We start from the raw sequence: 19,412 nt of genomic DNA, 5'->3' as shown, positions 1-19,412 counted from the left end.
TCTTTCGTCATCCACGTCGACGGCCCCGGGGGGCTGGGGAGGGCCACCTCACGATCGGCCTCGTCGTCCTGTTGCGGGGACGCGTTTTGCGGGGCCAGGCCTTGAGGGTGCCGGGGCGGAGGGGGCCTCGCCCTGCTGGGCCGCCGTGTTCTCCCACCTGACGAAGCCTGACCCCAGCGCCCCGACGGTCACTCCGTGAGGGTGGCGAGTGCTGCGCGCCAGCCGCCGTGTGCGGTGATGTCCCGGGCGTCGTCGAGGGCCTCGGGTTCGCAGAGGAAGCCTGGCACGCTGGTGCCGTCCGCGAGTTCCACGCTGCCGAGGGTCATCGGGCGGGGGAGGGCCGCCACCAGCGCGCCCAGTCCTTCGGCGGGGAGCCGCCACACTTCGGCCTCGATCGCCGCGCCGTGTTCGCGGACCCGGACCAGACCGGGTTTCGCGGGCGTCGTGTCCAGCGCGTAGAGCCGGTACGCGGGCGCCGTCGCGGTCGAGCGGACGAACCGGCCGCCCAGGGCGAGCAGTTGCCCGTTGAGCGGTTGCCCCGACAGGTGCGCGCCCACCACCGCCAGGTCCAGGGGCGGTGCCGTGAGCAGACGGGCGATCCGGATGAGGCGTTCGTCGGTGTGGGCTGGTCCGATCAGCATGACGCCGAAGGGCCGTCCCGCCACCTCGCCCGCCGGGACGGCGACCGCCGCGAGCCCGAAGAGGTTGGTGGAGTTGGTGAACCGGCCGAGCCGGGCGTTCGCGTGGAGGGGTGCGGCGGCGACGTCGGCGAGGGTCGGGTGCCCGGGGGTGGTCGGCAGGAGCAGCGCGTCTGCGTCGCCGAGGGAGGCCAGGGCCCGGGCGCGGAGGACGGCCAGTCTCTCCCGGTCCGCGTACAGACGGTGGGCCGGCACGTCGCGCGCCCCGGAGATGATCCCGGCCACCGTCGGGTCGAGGCCGGGTTCGCCCGTGTGCTCGTCGACGAAGGCGCCGACGGCCGTGTAGCGCTCGGCGACGAACGCCCCCTCGTACAGCATGGCCGCTGCCTCGAGGAAGGGCTCAAGGTCCACGAGCAGGAGTTCGGCCCCCGCCTCGTCCAGTCGGGTCGCCGTCGTGGTGAACGCCTGCGCCCAGCCCTCGTCCAGCTCGCCGAGCTGCGGGACGTGGGGGACCGCGACGCGCCACGGTCCCGGGCGGCGTGGCGGCGTGGCGGCGCGATCCACCGGCGCCGCCATGAACGACAGGGCCTGCTCGGCCTCGGCAACGGTGCGGGCGAACACCGTGACGCAGTCGAGCGACGCGCAGGCCGGGACGACGCCCTCGGTGGGGACGAGGCCGGGGGTCGGCTTGAGGCCGACGACGCCGTTGAAGGCGGCCGGCACCCGGCCGGAACCCGCCGTGTCCGTGCCGAGGGCGAGGTCCACGAGGCCGAGGGCGACCGCGACCGCCGAACCGGACGAGGACCCGCCGGACACGTACGCCGGGTCGACGGCGTTGCGGACCGCCCCGTACGGGCTGCGCGTGCCGACCAGACCGGTCGCGAACTGGTCCAGGTTGGTGGTGCCGAGGACCACCGTCCCGGCCGCCCTCAGCCGTGCCACCGCCGGTGCGTCGGCTTCGGGCCGGTACGCGTACGAGGGGCAGCCCGCGGTGGTCGGGAGGCCCGCCACGTCGATGTTGCCCTTGACGGCGAGGACCGTTCCGGCCAAGGGCAGGCGCTCGCCGGCGGCGGTCCGCGCGTCGATCGCGGCGGCCTCCGCCTCCGCGTCCTGCTGGGGGCGCAGGTCGATCCACACCTCGGGCCGGTCCGCTCGGGCGATGCGGGCGTACGCGGCCCGTACCCGTTCCAGCGCACCGCTCATACGGCCACGTCCGCGGTCTCGACGGGGGCCAGGACGACGAGGGCGGTACCGGCCTCGACCTGGCTTCCCGGCCTGATCAGGATCTCCGCGACGACGCCCGCGGCGGGAGCCGTCACGGGGGACTCCATCTTCATCGCCTCCAGGGCGACGAGCTGCTGACCCGCAGAGACCCGGTCGCCGACCTCTACGTTGACCTGCCAGACGCAGGCGGTGAGGTCGGCCTCGACCAGCCGGCCGCCCTCGGGCACCTCGACGTCGGCGGGCGGCGGGACGACCTCGGTGGCCGCTTCGGCGCGGGCGAACTCGCCGGCGGCCTCCCAGGCGTCGCGCTCGGCGCCGAAGGCCGCGCCCTGCCGGGCCCGGAAGGCGGCGATCGACGCGGCGTCGGCGTCGAGGAAGTCCCGGTAGGAGGCGAGGGAGAAGGTGCCCTCCTCGGTCTTCGGCACGAACCGGCCGGAGACGATGTCCGCGCGCAGTTCCAGGAGTTCGTCGGCCCCGACCGGGTACCACTTGATCCGGTCGAAGAAGCGCATCAGCCAGGGCCTGTCCGGTGCGAAGGCGCCGCGTTGTTGCCAGGGCGACCACACCTGGGTCGTGCGGCCGACGAACTGGTAGCCTCCGGGGCCCTCCATGCCGTAGACGCACAAGTAGGCGCCGCCGATGCCGACCGAGTTCTGCGCCGTCCAGGTGCGGGCCGGGTTGTACTTGGTGGTGACCAGCCGGTGCCGGGGGTCCAGCGGGGTGGCGACGGGGGCGCCGAGGTAGACGTCGCCCAGGCCGAGCACCAGGTACTCGGCGTCGAAGACGGTCCGGTACACGTCGTCGACCGTGTCCAGGCCGTTGACGCGGCGGATGAACTCGATGTTCGACGGGCACCAGGGGGCGTCGTCGCGCACGCCGGCGATGTAGCGCTCGATGGCCTCGCGGGTCGCCGGGTCGTCCCAGGACAGCGGCAGGTGCACGGTCCGGCTGGGCACCACCAGTTCGTCCGTGGCGGGGAGCGTCTCCTCCACGCGCAGCACCACGTCGAGCAGGTCGTGCTGCGCCAGCACGTCCGGATCGGTCTGGATCTGGAGCGAGCGGATGCCCGGCGTGAGGTCGACGACTCCGGGGAGCTCGCGGGCGGCCAGCGCCCGCGCGAGGGCGTGGACCCGCATGCGCAGCGCCAGGTCGAGCTGCATGGGCCCGTACTCGACGAGGAGGTTGTCGTCGCCGCTGCGCCGGTATGTGACCGACGGACGGGCGTCGTTCTCGGGCAGACGGGCGAGGACGCCCCCGTCGACGATCACCTCTCGGTCGGCGCGCGGCACCGTGGCCGGGGCGCGGCGCAGTCCGGCGGCGGCCTGCGGGGTGACCGGGACGAACCGGACGGTGTCGCCGGGACGGAGCTGGCCGAGCTTCCAGCGCTGCCCGGTGACGACCGTCGCCGGGCAGACGAAACCGCCGAGGGACGGCCCGTCGGGGCCTAGGAGGACCGGCATGTCACCGGTGTAGTCGACGGCGCCGACCGAGTACGGCGTGTCATGGATGTTGGAGGGGTGCAGGCCGGCCTCGCCGCCGTCCGCGCGCGCCCAGCGCGGCTTGGGGCCGACCAGTCGGACGCCGGTGCGCGCCGAGTTGAAGTGCACCTTCCAGTGCGCCGCGTAGAAGTCGCGGATGTCGTCCTCGGTGAAGAACTCGGGGGCGGCGTGCGGACCTTCGACCGCGCCGACGTGCCAGACGGCGCCGAAGTCCGGCCGCTCGCCGACGGGGACGGCGGAGGTCTCCGTACGTGCCTCGCCGCCGTGCAGGACGTCGCCCGGGCGTAGGGCCCGCCCGCCGTGCCCGCCGAACCCGCCCAGGGTGAAGGTGGCGGCGCTGCCCAGGAACTCCGGTACGTCGAGGCCGCCCGCGAACAGGACGTAGGTGCGCAGACCGTGTGCGGTGGGTGCGGCGACGGCGAGGGTCTGTCCGGCGCCGACGGTGATCGGTTCCCACTGCGGCACGGCGGCGCCGTCGACCGTCACCCGTGCCGGGGCGCCGGTGACGCAGACGGTGGTCGGGTGGGTGAACCGCAGGGAGGGGCCCTGGAGGGTGCATTCCAGTCCGGGGGCGCCCTCGTCGTTGCCGAGGGCGGTGTTGCCGAGCCGGAAGGACAGGTCGTCCATCGGCCCGCCCGGGGGCACGCCGACCTGCCAGTAGCCGGTACGCCCCGGCGAGTCCTGCACGGTGGTCAGGGTGCCCGCGGCGACGACCTCGATACGCGGGGTCGGGTCGGTGACGGCGGCGAGCGTGGCCGTGCAGTGGGCGGCCGCGCGGATGTCGGCGTTCCGCAGGGCCGCGCGGACCAGGCCGAGGTTGGTCTCGATGCCGTCGACGCGGGTCGCCGCGAGGGCCGCGTCGAGCCGGTCGAGTGCGTCGGCGCGGTCGGAGCCGTGTGCGATCACCTTGGCGAGCATGGGGTCGTAGGAGGTGGTGACCTCGGTGCCTGTCTCGACCCAGGCGTCCACGCGGACGTCCTCGGGAAAGGCGACCCGCGTCAGCAGGCCCGCGCTGGGGCGGTGGTCGCGGGAGGGGTCCTCCGCGTAGACGCGCGCCTCGACGGCGTGGCCGGTGGGGGCCGGGGGAGCGGTGACGACGTTCGTGTCGCCCTGCGCGAGGCGCAGCATCCAGGCGACGAGGTCGACGCCGTAGATCGCCTCGGTGACCGGGTGTTCCACCTGGAGGCGGGTGTTGACCTCCAGGAAGTAGGCCTCCTCGCGGGCGGCGTCGTACACGAACTCGACCGTGCCGGCGGATCGGTAGTCGACCGACGCGCACAGGTCGCGGGCGGCGGTCGTGAGCCGGTGGCGGACGTGGTCCGGCAGGCCGGGTGCCGGGGCCTCCTCCACGACCTTCTGGTTGCGGCGCTGGAGGGAGCAGTCGCGGTCGCCGAGGGTGACGACCCGGCCCCGGCCGTCGCCGAAGACCTGCACTTCGACGTGGCGGGCCCGCTCGACGAGTCGTTCCAGGAAGACCCCGGCGGAGGAGAAGGAGGCGGCGGCGACCCGCTGCACCCGTTCCCAGGCGTCCGCGAGTTCGGTCGCGTCGTGACAGGCCCGCATGCCGATGCCGCCGCCACCGCCTGTCGCCTTGAGCATCACCGGGTACCCGATCGTGTCGGCGGCGTCGAGGGCCGCGGTCACGTCGGGCAGGAGGCCGGTGCCGGGGGCGAGCGGGACGCCCGCCGCCTCGGCGGCGGCGCGCGCGGTGTGCTTGGCTCCGAAGAGCTCCAGCTGTTCCGGGGTGGGGCCGACGAAGACGATGCCGGCGTCCGCGCAGCGGCGCGCGAAGGCGGCGTCCTCGGACAGGAAGCCGTAGCCGGGGTGGATCGCACCCGCCCCCGTGTCCTTGGCCGCCCTGAGGACCAGGTCGGCGTCGAGGTACGACTCCTTGGCCGGGGCGGGGCCGAGCCGTACGGCCTCGTCGGCGATCCGGACGTGCTCGGTGGCGCGGTCGGCGTCGGAGTACACGGCGACGGTCCGCAGCCCGAGCGTCCGAGCGGTGCGGATGACGCGCGCCGCGATCTCGCCGCGGTTGGCGACCAGCAAGGTGTCGAAGGTCATCGTGCGCCGTCCTCGTCGTTCTCGCCGGGCTCGGTGATGGTCATCCGGACGGCCGTCGGGTCGAACCCGTTGCAGGGGTTGTTGATCTGGGGGCAGTTGGACAGCAGGACGAGGACGTCGATCTCGGCGCGGAGCACGACCTTCAGGCCCGGGGCCGAGATGCCGTCGACGATGCCGAGCGTGCCGTCCTCCTCGACCGGCACGTTCATGAACCAGTTGATATTGGAGACCATGTCGCGCTTGCCGAGGCCGTGCTGGGCGCCCTCGCGGAGGAAGTTCTCCACGCAGGCGTGCTGCGACCAGGTGTGGTGGCCGTAGCGGAGGGTGTTGGACTCCTTGGAGCAGGCGCCGCCGAGGGTGTCGTGCCGTCCGCAGGTGTCCTCGACGACGGTCATCAGCGGCGTGTGCTCGTTGGAGAGCAGGACCGAGCCGGTGGTCAGGAAGACGTTGCCCTGGGCCTGGATCGTGTCGGGGGCGCTGTAGCGCACGGAGGTGTCGTGCGCGTCGTACACCAGGAAGTCCGCGGCCTGGTTGGCGTGCAGGTCGGTGAGGGTCAGCAGTTGCCCCTCGCGGACGACCGCGGACCAGCCGGCGCGGGCGGGGACGGTGTCGTCGCGGACGACGAGGCCGGGAAGGGTGGTGACGGTCATGCGAGCCCCCGGGCGGTGAGGTGGCCGACGGTGTTCAGGAAGGCGCGGCGGCCTTCGGGGCCGGCGTCCCAGAGGGCGTCTTCGGGAGCGGTCGGCCGGGACCGGTATGCCAGTACCTGGAGGTTTCCGCAGGCGTACTCGGGGCGCGGGTCCAGCGGGTGCGGCACGTTGGCGAGGAGGACGGTGACGTCCTGTTCGGCGCGCAGGGTGACGGACGCGCCGGGGCCCGCCGAGCCGGTGAACACGGTGGTGCCGTCCTCGGCGATCCGGACGCCCTGGAAGAAGGAGACGGACGGCGGGAGGTCGCGCGGGGCGAGGCCGTTCTTCAGGGCGGCGAGCTTGAACAGCTCGCGTCCCGCCGGCGAGGCGGACTGCGGGGTCCCGTCCCCGTACCGCGCGGTGTTGCGCGCGAGGGTGGAGGTGCCGGTGAGGGCGTCGTGCCGGCCGGAGGTGTCCTCGACGAGGGAGGCGAGCACCCGGCCCTGGTCGGAGAGGAGCAGGTGTCCCTCGCCCAGGTAGGCGTTCCAGAGCACCTTGACCGTGTCGGCCGTGTTCAGCCGTTCCCAGGGGCGGTCGGCGCAGTGCAGGAGGAGGTGGGCGCAGGCGTCGCCGGTGAGGTCGGTCAGCCGCAGTTCGGTGCCGCGGGCGAGCACCCCGTGGGTGTAGTTGCCACCCGCGACGGTCTCGGCCCAGACGAGGTCGCCCGCTGCGACGCCCTGGGGAGGGGCCGGCCAGTCGCTGGCGGGGACGACCGGCATGGCATCCGCCCGCGTGCCCTCCTGGGCGCGGGCATGTGCGCGGGCGCCGTACGCCGACGCGGTGACTGACGGTGGCGCTGAGGGTGTCCCCATGGCTCGACCTCCGGTGCGGGCTCGTCTCTCGGGCCTAATTTCTGTCGCTCGACAGAAATTAGACAGCGGCCGCTTCACCCCCATTGCCCGCGCGTTTCCGCTCGGTTACCGGGAACTCACCCCCACGGCCCGCTCCGAGGCGGCGACCGGCCCTGTGCGAGGATCACGGAGTGAGCACGTCGAACACGCCCGCCGGCAGGAGAGTCGGCCGCCCGAGAGCCCAAGAGCGCCGGGCCGACGGCCCGGAGCCGCGTGACGAAGTCCTCGCCGCGGCGGCGGAGTTGTTCACCACCCGGGGCTACACGGCCACCTCCACCCGCTCCATCGCCGAGCGCGCCGGGCTGCGACAGGCCTCCCTGTACCACTACTTCGACGGCAAAGAGGCGATCCTCGCGGATCTGCTGGAAGGGACCGTGCGCCCCTCGCTGGAGCTGGCGGCCGGACTCGTGTCCCGTACCGAGGCGTCCCCCGAGGCGCGCCTGTGGGCGCTGTGCCATTCCGACGCCACCCTGCTGTGCGCGGGGCCGTACAACCTCGGCGCGCTCTACCTGCTGCCCGAGGTCGGGACGGAGCACTTCGCCGCCTTCCACCGCCTCAGGAACGAACTCAAGTCCGCCTACAGGGGGTTGCTCGCCACCACCGAGCCCGCTGCGGACCTCGCCCCCGAGGAACTGGCGCTCCGTGCCGACCTCCTCTTCGGCCTCACCGAGAGCGTGATCCTCATCCGCCGCGCCGGCCCCGACCACGACCCCGACGCCCTCGCGGGGGCGACGGCCGACGCCGCGCTACGGGTGGCCGGCGTGCCGCAGCGCGCCCTGGCACGACTGCGCCGCGAAGGGCTGGGGCTCCTCGCGGCGCGGGTCTGATCCTCGGATTCCTGATGCGGGCGTGTCTCAGGCGCGTACGGTCGCGGCCTCCGGCTCCGGTTTCGCGGGAATCCCGTGTTCCGGGATGTTCCGGCGCCGGCGGTGCCAGCGGTAGGCCGCGCCCGTCGCGACCGTCGCCGCGAGGACCAGGACGGTGAACCAGCGGAAGTACCAGTGGCCGCCCTCGGGGTCGTACACCTCGGCACGCGGCCAGGCGAGGTTGACCGTCATGAAGACTCCGTAGGCGGCCGCGAGCACGTTGACGGGCAGTCCCCAGCGGCCGAGGGAGAACAGGGGACGCCCGAGCTCGTCGCGCTCACCGTCGGCCGGAGGCCGCCACTCGCCCCGCAGCCGCCGGACCAGCATCGGCCCGGTCACCATGGCGTACGCCAGATACACCATCGCGATACACGTCGTGCCGATGGCGAGGAACGCCTGCGGGGAGGCGAGGTTGAGCAGGAGCAGCAGGGCCGCACCGACGCCGACCACCACCGCGGCCGTGCCGGGCATCCCGGTCCGTCGCGGCACCCGCGCCAGCGCCGCCGACCGGGGCAGGACGCCGTCGCGGGCCATGGAGAAGAGCATGCGGGTCGCCGAGGTCTGGATGGCGAGGGTCGCCGCGCAGACGGCGACCGCCACGTCGGCGAGCAGGACCCGGCCGAGGCCGTCGCCGAGGGTGCTGGTGAGCACGTAGCCGAGCCCCTCCGTCGCCAGCCGTCCGTCGGTGAGGCTGGGCGCGGCGAGCAGGCCGCCGAGGAGCAGCAACCCGCCGCAGACGCCGGAGGTGGTGAGGGCGGTGAGCGTCGTGCGGGGCGCGGTGCGGCGGGGGTTGACGGTCTCCTCACTCATCTCGCTCGCGCTCTCGAAGCCGATCAGGACGTACGCCGCGGTGAACGAGCCCACGAGGAGCGCCGTGACGAGACCGCCCTCGCCACCGGTGTGCAGGGTGATGCCGGGGTCCCGCTCCGCGTGGGTGGCCAGGAGGGTGACGATCAGGGCTACGCCGGCAATCTCGGCGGTGACACCGACCGTGTTGACGGCCGACAGCGCGCGGTTGTCCAGGACGTTCAGCAGGGTGGTGAGCGCCAGCAGGGCGAGGCCGAGAAGGACGGCGTTGGCGGCGCCGCTGGTCGTCGTGGGCGACGGGTCGCCGCCGACGATCTGGAAACCGGGCCAGACGGCGGGCAGGACGACCTGTAGGGCGAGCGCGGCCGCCGCCACCACCACGATCCGCCCGATCACCATGATCCAGCCCGCGTACCACCCGAAGGCGGGGGAGCCGAGCCGGCTCGCCCACTGGTAGATCGCCCCGGCGATGGGCATGCGGGCGGCGAGCTCGGCGAAGCAGGCGGCGACGAGGAGCTGCCCGACGAGGACGAAGGGCCAGGTCCAGAAGAAGAACGGACCCCCGAAGGAGTAGCCGAGGGAGAAGAACTGGAAGACCGTGGTCAGCACGGAGATGAAGGAGAATCCGGCGGCGAAGGAGGCGTACCGCCCCATCCGCCGCCGCAGTTCCTGGGGATAGCCGAACGGGGCGAGTGCGCCGCCGTCACCCGGCGATGGAGAGGCCGGCGGCGTGGGATCGGTGGTCACGGTCATGGCGGTCCCCTGTCACGGAGGTGAGTCGTCCCTGCGAATTCCTGTCGGTTGACAGAAATTAGGGACGACCCGTTTCCGCCGCGTGTCGCGGCCGTGTCCCGCCCGTTAGTGACTGCTCTCCCGCCGGACGCGCCGGACGCGCCGGGAACCCGACTCAGCTTGCGGTCTCGCGGACCGCCTCCTTGATGAGGTCGACGACGGCCTGGGGCTGGGAAGCGGGGGAGGCGTGGCTCGCGTCGAGCGCGACGACCTCGCGGGGGTTCATGCGCGCGTCCGGAGGCGTTCATTGCCGTGGTGGATCACGCGGTCCTGAGTGGAGACCTGATACCGGATGGGCTCGGCGTGCCAGGCGGGGGCGGTAACGGTGTGTCGCCGAAGGTGGGGGATCCGCACGATGCCCCGCGCAGCCCGCGTGGGTCGGTGCGTCTTGGGCTCAGTAGCGGCTCGCCCGTCGGTGATGCAGGTTGGCGCGCCGCGCGTCGCCGCCGTAGTGCGCCAGGACCTTGGGGTCCATCACCCGGCGCCACAGCGGGGTCACCCAGGCCAGGACGATCATGGAGGCGTACCCGGAGGGGAGTTGGGGCGCCTCATCGAAGTGGCGCAGGGTCTGGTACCGGCGCAGCGGGTTGGCGTGGTGGTCCGAGTGCCGCTGCAACTGGTAGAGGAAGATGTTGCTGGTGGTGTTGTTGCTGTTCCAGCTGTGGCGGGGGGCGACCCGCTCGTACCGCCCGTCCGGCCGGCGCTCACGCGACAGGCCGTAGTGTTCGAGGTAGTTGACCGTCTCCAGCAGCAGGATGCCGCACGCTGCCTGGGCGAGCAGGTAGGGCAGGACCGTTGGTCCGAAGGCGGCGGCGAGCGTGGTGAAGACCAGAGCGGTCAGTCCCCACGCGGTCAGTACGTCGTTGTGGTGCGACCAGATGCGATGGTGGCGGCGGCCGAGGCGACGGGCCTCCAGGCGCCAGGCCGACCGCACGCTCCCCGCGACGGTCCGCGGGAGGAACGCCCACAGGCTCTCACCGAGTCGTGAACTGGCAGGATCCTCGGGCGTCGCGACCCGGATGTGGTGTCCGTGGTTGTGCTCGACGTAGAAGTGGCCGTAGGCGGACTGGGCCAGCGCGAGGCGGGCCAGACGGCGTTCCACGGTCTCCCGCTTGTGCCCGAGTTCGTGCGCCGTGTTGATGGCGACACCCGCGACCACGCCCACGGTGGCGGCGAGGCCCAGTGAGCTCTGCACGCTCATGCCCTCGGCCCAGAGCAGGCAGGCGTACAGCAGTCCGGCGTACTGCAGGGGCAGGTACAGGTAGGTGCACCAGCGGTAGTACCGGTCCTCCTCCAGCTGCGGAATCACCTCGTCCGGTGGGTTTGCCTGGTCCGGGCCAATCAGCGTGTCGAGCAGCGGGATGATCACGAAGGCGAAGAACGGCCCCCACCACCACAGCACCGTCCAGTCACTGACGGCGACCAGCGCCGCGGCCTGGAAGGGCAGCGTGGGGACGGCGAGACCGAGCAGCCACGCGTAGCGCTTGCGGTCGCGCCAGGGTATGCCGGCGGGGGATGCGGGAGGCGTCGTCGACGGTGCGGTCATCGGACTGTGCTCCTTGCGGGCGTTCGGCTCTGACCCGGCAGAGCGTGGCACCGGCCCCGATCGCTGACAATCAGGGACGCACTGTCAATGTTTTGACGGATCGTCAGGTAAGGTCGCCCGGTTCAGTGCCCCGATGGCCGCCGCCGTGATGACCTCGGCGGATTCGTGCGGCGAGTGGTCGGGCGGCGGCAGCACGATGTGCGACAGGGTGAGGCGCACGATGACGTCGGCGGCCTGATCCGTCCGCGCCTCGTCGAACTGCTGGAAGTGTGCCTGGCACCAGGCCCGCACCATGAGGCGAGCGCCCGTGACCACCGGTTCCGAGCGGGCCGTCAGGTAGGGCAGCAGGGAGTCCGTGCCGGCGCGGGCGGCCTTGACGACCGAGGCGACGAGTACGTTGTTACGGGCCTCCTGGAGCGCGTACAGCACGGCGGCGGCCAGCGCCTTCGACGCGGTGGGTGCCGGCTGCCGCAGCGCGTGGTCCACACCGGCGAGGAAGCGCTCCGCCTCGCGGTGGACCAGCGCCTGGCTCAGGCCGCCGCGGCTTCCGAACTCCTTGTAGACCGTGGGTCGTGAGACCTCGGCGCGTGCCGCCACCTGCGACAGGCTCACCGAGTCCCATCCCTTCTCCGCCGCCATGGCGTGGGCCGCGTCGAGCACGTCGTCCCGCATCCGTCTTCGCCACGCCTCGCGGGGCGGCAGAGGGGTGGAATCGCGGTCCGTGGCCGTGGCGAACGGCTTTGCCTCCACAGCGTCTCTCCTCGCATCTGGTGCCGGGCAAGGTGCCGATGATGCAATGCCGCAAGGACCTGATGAAGTGTCAGGACATTGACACCGCGTCACCCTGGGCGTCGTCCGGCCGGCGTGGCACGCTGACCGTCGGCGGAATCCCCCCCGTGTCCGCCAGGCTGGTAGCCCGCCCCGTACGGCCGCTTGCGTCCCGTCGGCGGCGGTACGGGCGCACGTATCAGGATCCGCTCGTCGCGCAGCGTGCCGGGGTGCCGGGGTGCCGTCATACGCATCCTCGTGCGCTGCCGCCGCAGGCGTCGTGCACGACGGACTGCCGACCTGGCGGCCCGCGCTGCCCCCCTCGCCCGCGCCGCAGCCCTGGGCGAGCGCGTACTAGGCCGGTGTCTTGTGCGCCGTGGCCGTCCGGCGCACGTACCGGCACTGGTCGCCGACCGCGACGTACACGACCCGGCGTGGCGGAAGTCCGTGCCGGCCCGGGGGCTGCTGTCGTCGGCAGCGGGGGTGGGGGTTCAAGTGGTGCGGGAGTTTGCCGGCGAGCTTGATGACGTCGTCGCATTCCGTCGTCCTGCTGCCCGAGGACGGCGCGGAGCCGGCGAGCACGACGGCATCGAGGGAGTCGATGCCCCGCTGACCGTGGCGACAACTCGGGCTGTGGAGCCGGCGGTGACCGAGCCGTCGCCGTTCATGGTGAAACGCCGGGCCGTTCCAGGTGTCGTGGCGGGTGTCGCACGCGCTGGCCGACCGGATCCGGTGGACCGCGGTCCGAGCGGCAGGGGGGCAGAAGCGAGCGTGGCGGCGAGGGCGGGGAGCGCGACTGCGGCGGCGGTGACCGGGCGGCGCGACAGGCGTGCGGGTACGGACCCCCTGGGTCGGGGCTTCACGGGTGGGGGAGCAAGGTGCTAGCGGGCGGTACAACCAGGCGAACTTGGCGGGAATCTGTATCGCACGCTCGGCTGTAGACGCGTCGCATGATGTTGAGAAAGTCCAGCTCGTGCCTGGTTCGGTGCGAGGGATCGATGTCTGTGCGTCGCGTTACGCGAACGTAACGTGCGATACATCTAGGCAAGAAGCGAAGCATTCTGTAATTTCCGGTGTGCGGTCGGCGGCACCTCCGTCGGCCAAGGATTCCGAGAGGCCCGATCCGCCATGAACGCTCGCACAGTCCGCCGCCTGGCGGCCGCCACCGCAGTGACCACCGCCCTGACCGCGCTCACCGCCTGCTCCGGCGATGACGACACCGCACCGGCCGCGAGCGGCAGCGTCACGGTCGCCGGTGTGAAGATCGACAAGGACCCCGCGCTGCACGACGCGCTGCCCGCGGAGATCAAGGACGCGGGCACCGTGAAGGTCGCCACCGATGTGCCGTACCCGCCCTTCGAGATGTACGTCACGGAGGGCGAGAGCGAGCTGACGGGCCTCGACTACGACCTCGGCCAGGCCATCGGCGCCAAGCTCGGCGTGCGGTTCGCCTTCACCCCGCAGAAGTTCGACGGCATCGTCCCGGCGATCCAGGCCGGCAAGTTCCACGCGGCGATGTCGGCCATCACCGACAACAAGGAGCGGCAGCAGGTCGTCGACTTCGTCGACTACTCGCAGTCCGGGTCCGGCGTTCTCGTCGCCGACGGCAACCCCGAGAAGATCGCCACTCTCGACGACCTGTGCGGCAGGAAGGTCGCCGTACAGGCCGCCACCAACCAGCTGGACCTGCTCAAGAAGCACCAGGCGCAGTGCAAGAAGGCCGGTGGCGGCCAGGTCGAGATCCTGACCTTCCCCAAGGACTCCGACGCCCAGCTCGCCCTGCGCTCCGGCAAGGTCGTCGCCCAGCTGCTGACCAAGCCGGCCGCCGGCTGGACCGCCAAGACGGCCGACGACGGCAAGACGTTCGACCTCGTCGAGGACCCGGCGGCACCCGGCGGCTACAACGCCTCACCCAACGGCATCGCCGTCACCAAGAAGCTGCCCGAGCTGACCGACGCGATCCAAAAGGCCCTGCAGGCCCTGATCGACGACGGCACGGCCACCAAGATCTTCGAGAAGTACGGCGTCGCCTCCATCGCGGTGAAGGAAGCCACCAAGAACGTGGCGGTCGACTGAACATGGCCACCCTGAAAGCAACCCGGGACACCGCGCCGCCCGCACCCGCGCGTCCGGCCGACGGCCTCGTCGTCGTGCCGGTGCGCAACTACGGCCGCTGGGTAGCCGCCCTGGCGGCCCTGGCCGCACTCGTCGGCCTGGTCGGCTCACTGGCCAAGAACGACAACCTGCGCTGGGACATCGTCGGCGACTACCTCTTCGCCGACCTCATCTTCGACGGCCTGTTCGCCACCCTGTGGCTGACCGCCGCCGCCATGGTCCTCGGGCTCGCCCTCGGGACGCTCGTCGCGGTCATGCGGCTGTCGCAGAGCCCGGTCCTGTACGGTCTCGCCACTTTCTTCGTCTGGATCTTCCGCGGCACCCCGCTGCTCGTACAGATCATTTTCTGGGGCTACGCGGCCGCGCTGTACAAGTACGTGAAGATCGGTGTCCCGTTCACCGACATCACCTTCTTCCAGGCCGAGACCAACTCGCTGCTCACCCCGGCCGTCGCGGCCCTGCTCGCCCTCGGGCTCAACGAGGCCGCCTACGCCTCCGAGATCGTGCGCGCGGGCATCCAGTCCGTCGACCTGGGGCAGACCGAGGCCGCGCACTCGCTCGGTATGCGTCCCGCCCTGACCATGCGCAGGATCGTGCTGCCCCAGGCGATGCGCGTCATCATCCCGCCGATGGGCAACGAGACCATCAACATGCTGAAGATGACCGCCTTGGTCTCGGTCATCTCCGCGCACGACCTGATGTCCAACATCCAGGACGTGTACGCCCAGAACTACCAGGTCGTCCCCATGCTGGTGGTGGCGAGTCTGTGGTACCTCGCCCTGGTCACGCTGCTCGGCATCCCGCAGGCCTGGCTGGAGCGGCGCTACGGCCGCGGCACCGCGGGCGCCCAGCACGTGTCGCCTCTGCGGCGGCTGCTCGGCACAGCCGCCCGGCCCACTCGCGTGAAGAACAAGGAAGCGGGCCGGTGAGCGCCCCCAAGACGCACGACGGCAGTGCCCCGACCGGGCACGACGGCATCGCCCCCAAGACGCACGACCGCAGTGCCCCGACTGGCCACGACCAGCGCGTGCCGATGCAGCATGACGAGCGCGTGCCGATGGTGCACGCGGAAGGTGTGCGCAAGCAGTACGGCAAGCTGGAGGTTCTCAAAGGCATCGACCTCACCGTCCGGCGCGGCAGCGTGTGCTGCCTGCTGGGACCGTCCGGCTCGGGCAAGTCCACGTTCCTGCGCTGCATCAACCACCTGGAGAAGGTCGACGGTGGCAGGCTCACCGTGGACGGCGAGCTCGTCGGCTACCGCCAGCACGGCGGCAAGCTGCACGAGCTGAGGGAGCGGGAGGTCGCCGAGCGGCGCCGTGACATCGGGATGGTGTTCCAGCGCTTCAACCTCTTCCCGCACATGACCGCCCTGGAGAATGTCATCGAGGCACCCGTACGGGTCGCCGGGGTGCCCAGGGCGCAGGCCCGCGAGGAGGCGGGCCACCTGCTGGAACGGGTCGGCCTCGCCGACCGCGCCGGTCACTACCCCGCGCAGCTCTCCGGCGGACAGCAGCAGCGCGTGGCCATCGCCAGGGCGCTTGCGATGAAGCCCAAGCTGATGCTGTTCGACGAGCCGACATCGGCCCTCGACCCGGAGCTCGTCGGCGATGTCCTCGACGTGATGCGCCGGCTGGCGGACGACGGGATGACGATGGTCGTCGTCACCCACGAGATCGGCTTCGCCCGCGAGGTCGGCGACACGGCCGTCTTCATGGACGAAGGTGTGATCGTCGAGGCCGGCGACCCGCGCCAGGTCCTGGTCGCCCCCGAGCAGAAGCGCACCCGCGCGTTCCTGTCGAAGGTCCTGTGAGCGCCCCCTCGCGGCAGCGGCCCCACCCCGCCGACCTGCTCGGCCCGGCCCGTAGCCGACTGCCGCGGTACCTGCACGACCTCGCCGAACTCGTGGCCATCGACTCGGGCTCCTACAGCCCCGGCGGTGTCAACGCCGTAGCCGACTGGGTGCAGACGCGCCTGACGTCGCTCGGCTTCGCCGTCGAGCGGATCCGGCCGCCCCGCGCCGACGGCCCCGGTGCCGATGACCTCCGCACGGGCGACGTGCTGGTCGCCCGCAAGGCGGGCCGCCTCGCCGAGGCGGACGGCGGGCGCCGGATCCTGCTGGCCGCCCACATGGACACCGTCTTCGAGGACGGCACCGCCGCAGAGCGGCCCTTCACCCTCACCGGCACCCGTGCGCACGGGCCCGGCGTCAGCGACGACAAAGGCGGCCTGCTGGCCGGCCTGACCGCGCTGGAACTCCTTCGCGAGCAAGAGGCGCAGAACTACGCGGAGTTGGTGTTCCTCGCCACCCCCGACGAGGAGATCGGCTCCCCGGCCAGCCGCAGGATCACCGAGGACGTCGCCCGGGGCGTGCACTACGCCCTGGGCCTGGAGTGCGCGCGGGAGAACGGGGACCTGGTGCTCGCCCGCAAGGGTGTCGCCGACTTCCGGCTCACCGTCACCGGACGCGCCGCCCACGCCGGCATCGAGCCCGAGCGGGGCGCAAACGCCGCCCTAGCCGCCGCGCACCTCGTGGTCGCCCTGCAGGCCCTCAACGGGCGCTGGGACGACGTCACCGTCAATGTCGGTGTCGTCAGGGCTGGCCACCGCCCCAACATCGTCTGCCCCGAGGCCGAACTCCGCCTGGAGGTACGCGCGGTCACCGCCACCGGTCTGAACAGGGTCAGGCGGACTATCGAGGCCGCCGCCGCCTGCCCGGCCGTCCCCGGCACGACCGTCACCGTCGAACAGCTCGACGACTGTCCCCCGATGGAGGCGACCGCGGCATCGCACCGCATGCTCGCCGCGGCCGAACAGGCGGCAGCCGCGCTCGGCTTCTCCCTCGGTGCCACGGCCACCGGAGGCGTCGGCGACGCCAACCTGATCGCGGGCACCGGTGTCCCCGTCCTGGACGGTCTCGGCCCCGTCGGCGGCGCCGACCACAGCCCTCAGGAGTGGCTGGACACAGCGAGCGTGCCCGAGCGCGTCGCCCTGCTCGCCGCGCTGGTCATGTCCCTCGGTGACCACAGCGGCGACAGCAGCGACAGGAGTGCCTGACCACCGGGCCCCGGCCGCGTCGCGGTCCGGCCGGTGGCCCGGTTTCCCCCTCGACCCTCCGATCACCCCCAAGGAGACACCATGCGCGATCGTTCCCTGCTCGGCCGGCGCCACTTTGTCGCCGGGGCCACCGCCCTCGTACTGACCCTCACCGCCGCGCCCGCGGCTCAGGCAGCCGTCCGCGGCGGCAGCGCACCGCGGACGGGTTCCCTGGTCCTGATCGGCGGAGGGCTCGCGCCCGACAACACGCAGGTGTACGGCGAGATCATCGAGCGGGCCGGCGGATCCCGCGCCCGCATCGGCGTCCTCACCGCCGCGTCCGTCCCCGAGAGCCAGGACCCGCACGCCGACGACCCCGAGAAGTGCAGCAACTCCGCCTGCAACGGCGCCTATTACGCCGGACTGTTCAAGAAGCACGGCGCGGCCGACGCCGAATGGATCCCCGTCGACCTGGACCACATCGCCAACGCCGACTCGGACGCCGTGGTCGACCAGATCAACTCCATGACCGGGTTCTTCTTCGGCGGTGGCGACCAGTACCGGTACGTCACCACCCTCCTGCACGGCGCCCGGCACACTGATTCCAAGGTGCTTGCCGCCGTCCGCGCCAAGCTCGCCGACGGCGCGGTCGTCGCCGGCACCTCCGCGGGCGCACAGATCGCCGCCGGCCCCGACATGGTCACCGGCGGTGAGTCCTACCAGGCACTGCGGGACGGCAGCGCCGCCGGCTACTTCGACGACGCCACCCGGCTCGGCTACCTCCCCGACGGCGGATTCGGCTTCCTGCGCTCCGGCCTCGTGGACACCCACACCGGCGCCTTGGGCCGGGAGGGCCGGGCGCTGCGCCTGGCCGCGGACACCGGGCACGACCGCGTCTACGCCCTGCAGGAGAACAGCGCACTCGTCGTCGACAACCCGGGAACGCTCCACGAGTCCACGACCGTCCTCGGCAGCAACGGCGTGGGCATCCTCGACCTGCGCGACGCCCGCGCCCGCACCACACCCGACGGCTGGACCCTCACCCGCGCCCGCTACACCCACCTCACCGACGGCGACCGCTACGACGCCCACCGCTGGTCCGCACACCCGGCCCCCGGCAAGCTCCCCCTGATCGCCCGCACGACGTCCCCCGTGCCTGCCAACGACGACGTCTTCTACTCGATCGACAACCCTTCAGGAGTCCCGTACTCCTTCCTGGGCACGGCCCGGGCACTCGCCGAGACCAGGAACCAGCGCACCGCCACGGCCACCACCTACGAGAACGAGCCCCGCTTCACCGTCACCTTCACCAAGCAGCCCGGCTTCACGGCCTGGACCAGCGACGGCACCACGGCGCGGACGCTCGTCGGACTGCGCATCGACGTCGCACCCCGGTGACGTGACCGACTCCAGCCCGCGCTCGGTGGCCCGGACCGGCAGGTACCTGCGGCCGGTCCCGGCCACCCCTGCGGGCATTAGGCTCGGCACCGGCGCACCGCGTGATCCGAAAGGAGCCCTCATGGCCTCCGGCACACTTGCCGACGACATTCGCCTCAAGCTGGGTACCCTCAGCCCCGCCGAGCGGAAGGTCGCGAGGGTGCTGCTGGCCGCCTACCCCGCCGCCGGCTTCGAGACGGTCGCCACCATCGCCGAACGCGCCGCCGTCAGCGCCCCCACCGTGCTGCGTTTTGCCGCCCGCCTCGGCTACAGCGGATTCCCCGAGTTCCAGGCCGCCCTGCGCGCCGAGCTGGACCAGCGCAACGCCTCGCCGCTGTCGCTGTACGAGGACGCGGAGGACACTTCGGGTGACGACTCGGCGGCAGGCCTCATGGCCCGCAGCAGCAAGCTGTTCACCGCCGCCGTCGCCCAGACCCTGGCCGAGACCCCGCCGCACGACCTGGAGCGGGCCGTGGCGCTGCTGTCCGATCCCAAGCGCCGGATCACCCTGGTCGGAGGCCGGTTCACGCACTTGCTCGCCCAGTACCTCGGCCTGCACCTGATGCAACTGCGAGACGACGTCCACGTCCTGTCCGAACGCGATGTGGAACGGGCCGCCGCCCTTGCCCGGCTGGGCCGCCGCGACGTCCTCGTCGTCTTCGACTACCGGCGCTACGAGGACGACAAGGTGGCCCTCGCCCAGCTCACCCAGGAACGCGGCGGCAAGGTCGTCGTCTTCACCGACACCTGGCTCTCACCGACCAGCGCGCACGCCGAGGTCGTCCTGCCCAGCCAGGTCACCACCCCGTCCCCGTACGACAGTCTGGTGCCGACGCTCGCGGTCATCGAGACGGTCGTCGCCGGTCTCCTCACGACCCTCGGCGACGACGCGCACCAGCACATGCGGCACACCGAGGACGTCGCCCGCCGCGCCGGGCTGGTGTGACCGGAACGGACCGGCCCGGCCGAATCCCGCTCCAGCCCGGCCATCGTGCGGCCCGAACCGGGGGCTACGTGCGCAGACGTCGTCGTGTCAGGAGCGCCCTCGCACCTCTCGGCAGCTTGGCATCCGACGACGGTCGT

General features: G+C 72.3%; 14 protein-coding genes. 7 read left to right on the top strand and 7 right to left on the bottom strand.

Annotated elements, in window-relative coordinates; all coding sequences use genetic code 11:
* Positions 1-188: 188 nt before the first annotated feature.
* The 4 genes from atzF to ACFRAC_RS28190 are packed head-to-tail and all read right to left on the bottom strand — an operon-like array spanning position 189 to position 6,926.
* The gene (gene atzF, locus ACFRAC_RS28205) at positions 189-1,841 is read right to left on the bottom strand and encodes an allophanate hydrolase (RefSeq protein WP_382932860.1); all 1,653 of its coding nucleotides are present in this window, start codon (positions 1,839-1,841) and stop codon (positions 189-191) included.
* Entirely contained in the window at positions 1,838-5,425 is a 3,588-nt protein-coding gene (gene uca, locus ACFRAC_RS28200; protein ID WP_382932856.1) for an urea carboxylase, read from the bottom strand. Before uca ends, atzF begins: the two co-directional genes overlap by 4 nt.
* Entirely contained in the window at positions 5,422-6,075 is a 654-nt protein-coding gene (locus ACFRAC_RS28195) for an urea amidolyase associated protein UAAP2 (RefSeq protein WP_382932848.1), read from the bottom strand. Before ACFRAC_RS28195 ends, uca begins: the two co-directional genes overlap by 4 nt.
* Complete coding sequence (locus ACFRAC_RS28190) at positions 6,072-6,926, bottom strand: urea amidolyase associated protein UAAP1 (RefSeq protein WP_382932844.1); 855 nt, start codon at positions 6,924-6,926, stop codon at positions 6,072-6,074. Before ACFRAC_RS28190 ends, ACFRAC_RS28195 begins: the two co-directional genes overlap by 4 nt.
* Before the next feature lie 170 nt (positions 6,927-7,096).
* Between ACFRAC_RS28190 and ACFRAC_RS28185 the strand changes: the two genes are divergently transcribed.
* Positions 7,097-7,792, top strand: coding sequence for a TetR/AcrR family transcriptional regulator (locus ACFRAC_RS28185; protein WP_382932838.1), 696 nt, complete (start codon positions 7,097-7,099; stop codon positions 7,790-7,792).
* A 27-nt stretch (positions 7,793-7,819) separates the two neighbouring features.
* Here the strand turns inward: ACFRAC_RS28185 and ACFRAC_RS28180 are convergent, their stop codons facing one another.
* From ACFRAC_RS28180 to ACFRAC_RS28170, 3 genes are all read right to left on the bottom strand, one after another.
* Entirely contained in the window at positions 7,820-9,391 is a 1,572-nt protein-coding gene (locus ACFRAC_RS28180; RefSeq protein WP_382932834.1) for an amino acid permease, read from the bottom strand.
* A gap of 433 nt (positions 9,392-9,824) precedes the next feature.
* Positions 9,825-10,976: an alkane 1-monooxygenase gene (locus ACFRAC_RS28175; RefSeq protein WP_382932826.1), complete on the bottom strand. Its 1,152-nt coding sequence runs from the start codon at positions 10,974-10,976 to the stop codon at positions 9,825-9,827.
* Between the two features lie 84 nt (positions 10,977-11,060).
* Complete coding sequence (locus tag ACFRAC_RS28170) at positions 11,061-11,726, bottom strand: TetR family transcriptional regulator (protein WP_382932822.1); 666 nt, start codon at positions 11,724-11,726, stop codon at positions 11,061-11,063.
* A 1,146-nt stretch (positions 11,727-12,872) separates the two neighbouring features.
* On the opposite strand from ACFRAC_RS28170, the gene ACFRAC_RS28165 reads away from it, so the two are divergent.
* The 6 genes from ACFRAC_RS28165 (at position 12,873) to ACFRAC_RS28140 (ending at position 19,275) form a co-directional block, all read left to right on the top strand.
* Positions 12,873-13,820, top strand: a complete 948-nt coding sequence (locus ACFRAC_RS28165; protein ID WP_382932818.1) for an ABC transporter substrate-binding protein — start codon at positions 12,873-12,875, stop codon at positions 13,818-13,820.
* A gap of 2 nt (positions 13,821-13,822) precedes the next feature.
* The gene (locus ACFRAC_RS28160; protein WP_382932815.1) at positions 13,823-14,788 is read left to right on the top strand and encodes an amino acid ABC transporter permease; all 966 of its coding nucleotides are present in this window, start codon (positions 13,823-13,825) and stop codon (positions 14,786-14,788) included.
* A 128-nt stretch (positions 14,789-14,916) separates the two neighbouring features.
* Complete coding sequence (locus tag ACFRAC_RS28155) at positions 14,917-15,669, top strand: amino acid ABC transporter ATP-binding protein (RefSeq protein WP_382933119.1); 753 nt, start codon at positions 14,917-14,919, stop codon at positions 15,667-15,669.
* Positions 15,666-16,913, top strand: coding sequence for a M20 family metallopeptidase (locus tag ACFRAC_RS28150; RefSeq protein WP_382932808.1), 1,248 nt, complete (start codon positions 15,666-15,668; stop codon positions 16,911-16,913). Before ACFRAC_RS28155 ends, ACFRAC_RS28150 begins: the two co-directional genes overlap by 4 nt.
* 81 nt (positions 16,914-16,994) lie before the next feature.
* Positions 16,995-18,290: a cyanophycinase gene (locus tag ACFRAC_RS28145; protein WP_382932803.1), complete on the top strand. Its 1,296-nt coding sequence runs from the start codon at positions 16,995-16,997 to the stop codon at positions 18,288-18,290.
* A 121-nt stretch (positions 18,291-18,411) separates the two neighbouring features.
* A complete protein-coding gene (locus tag ACFRAC_RS28140; RefSeq protein WP_382932797.1) occupies positions 18,412-19,275 on the top strand; it encodes a MurR/RpiR family transcriptional regulator in 864 nt (287 codons plus the stop codon).
* Positions 19,276-19,412 lie beyond the last annotated feature (137 nt).

This window comes from Streptomyces sp. NPDC056628 (assembly GCF_042792555.1).
In the GTDB taxonomy this organism is placed as follows: Bacteria; Actinomycetota; Actinomycetes; order Streptomycetales; family Streptomycetaceae; genus Streptomyces.
The sequence above is the reverse complement of the archived record's forward strand: the minus strand, read 5'-3'. Positions and strand labels throughout refer to the sequence as shown.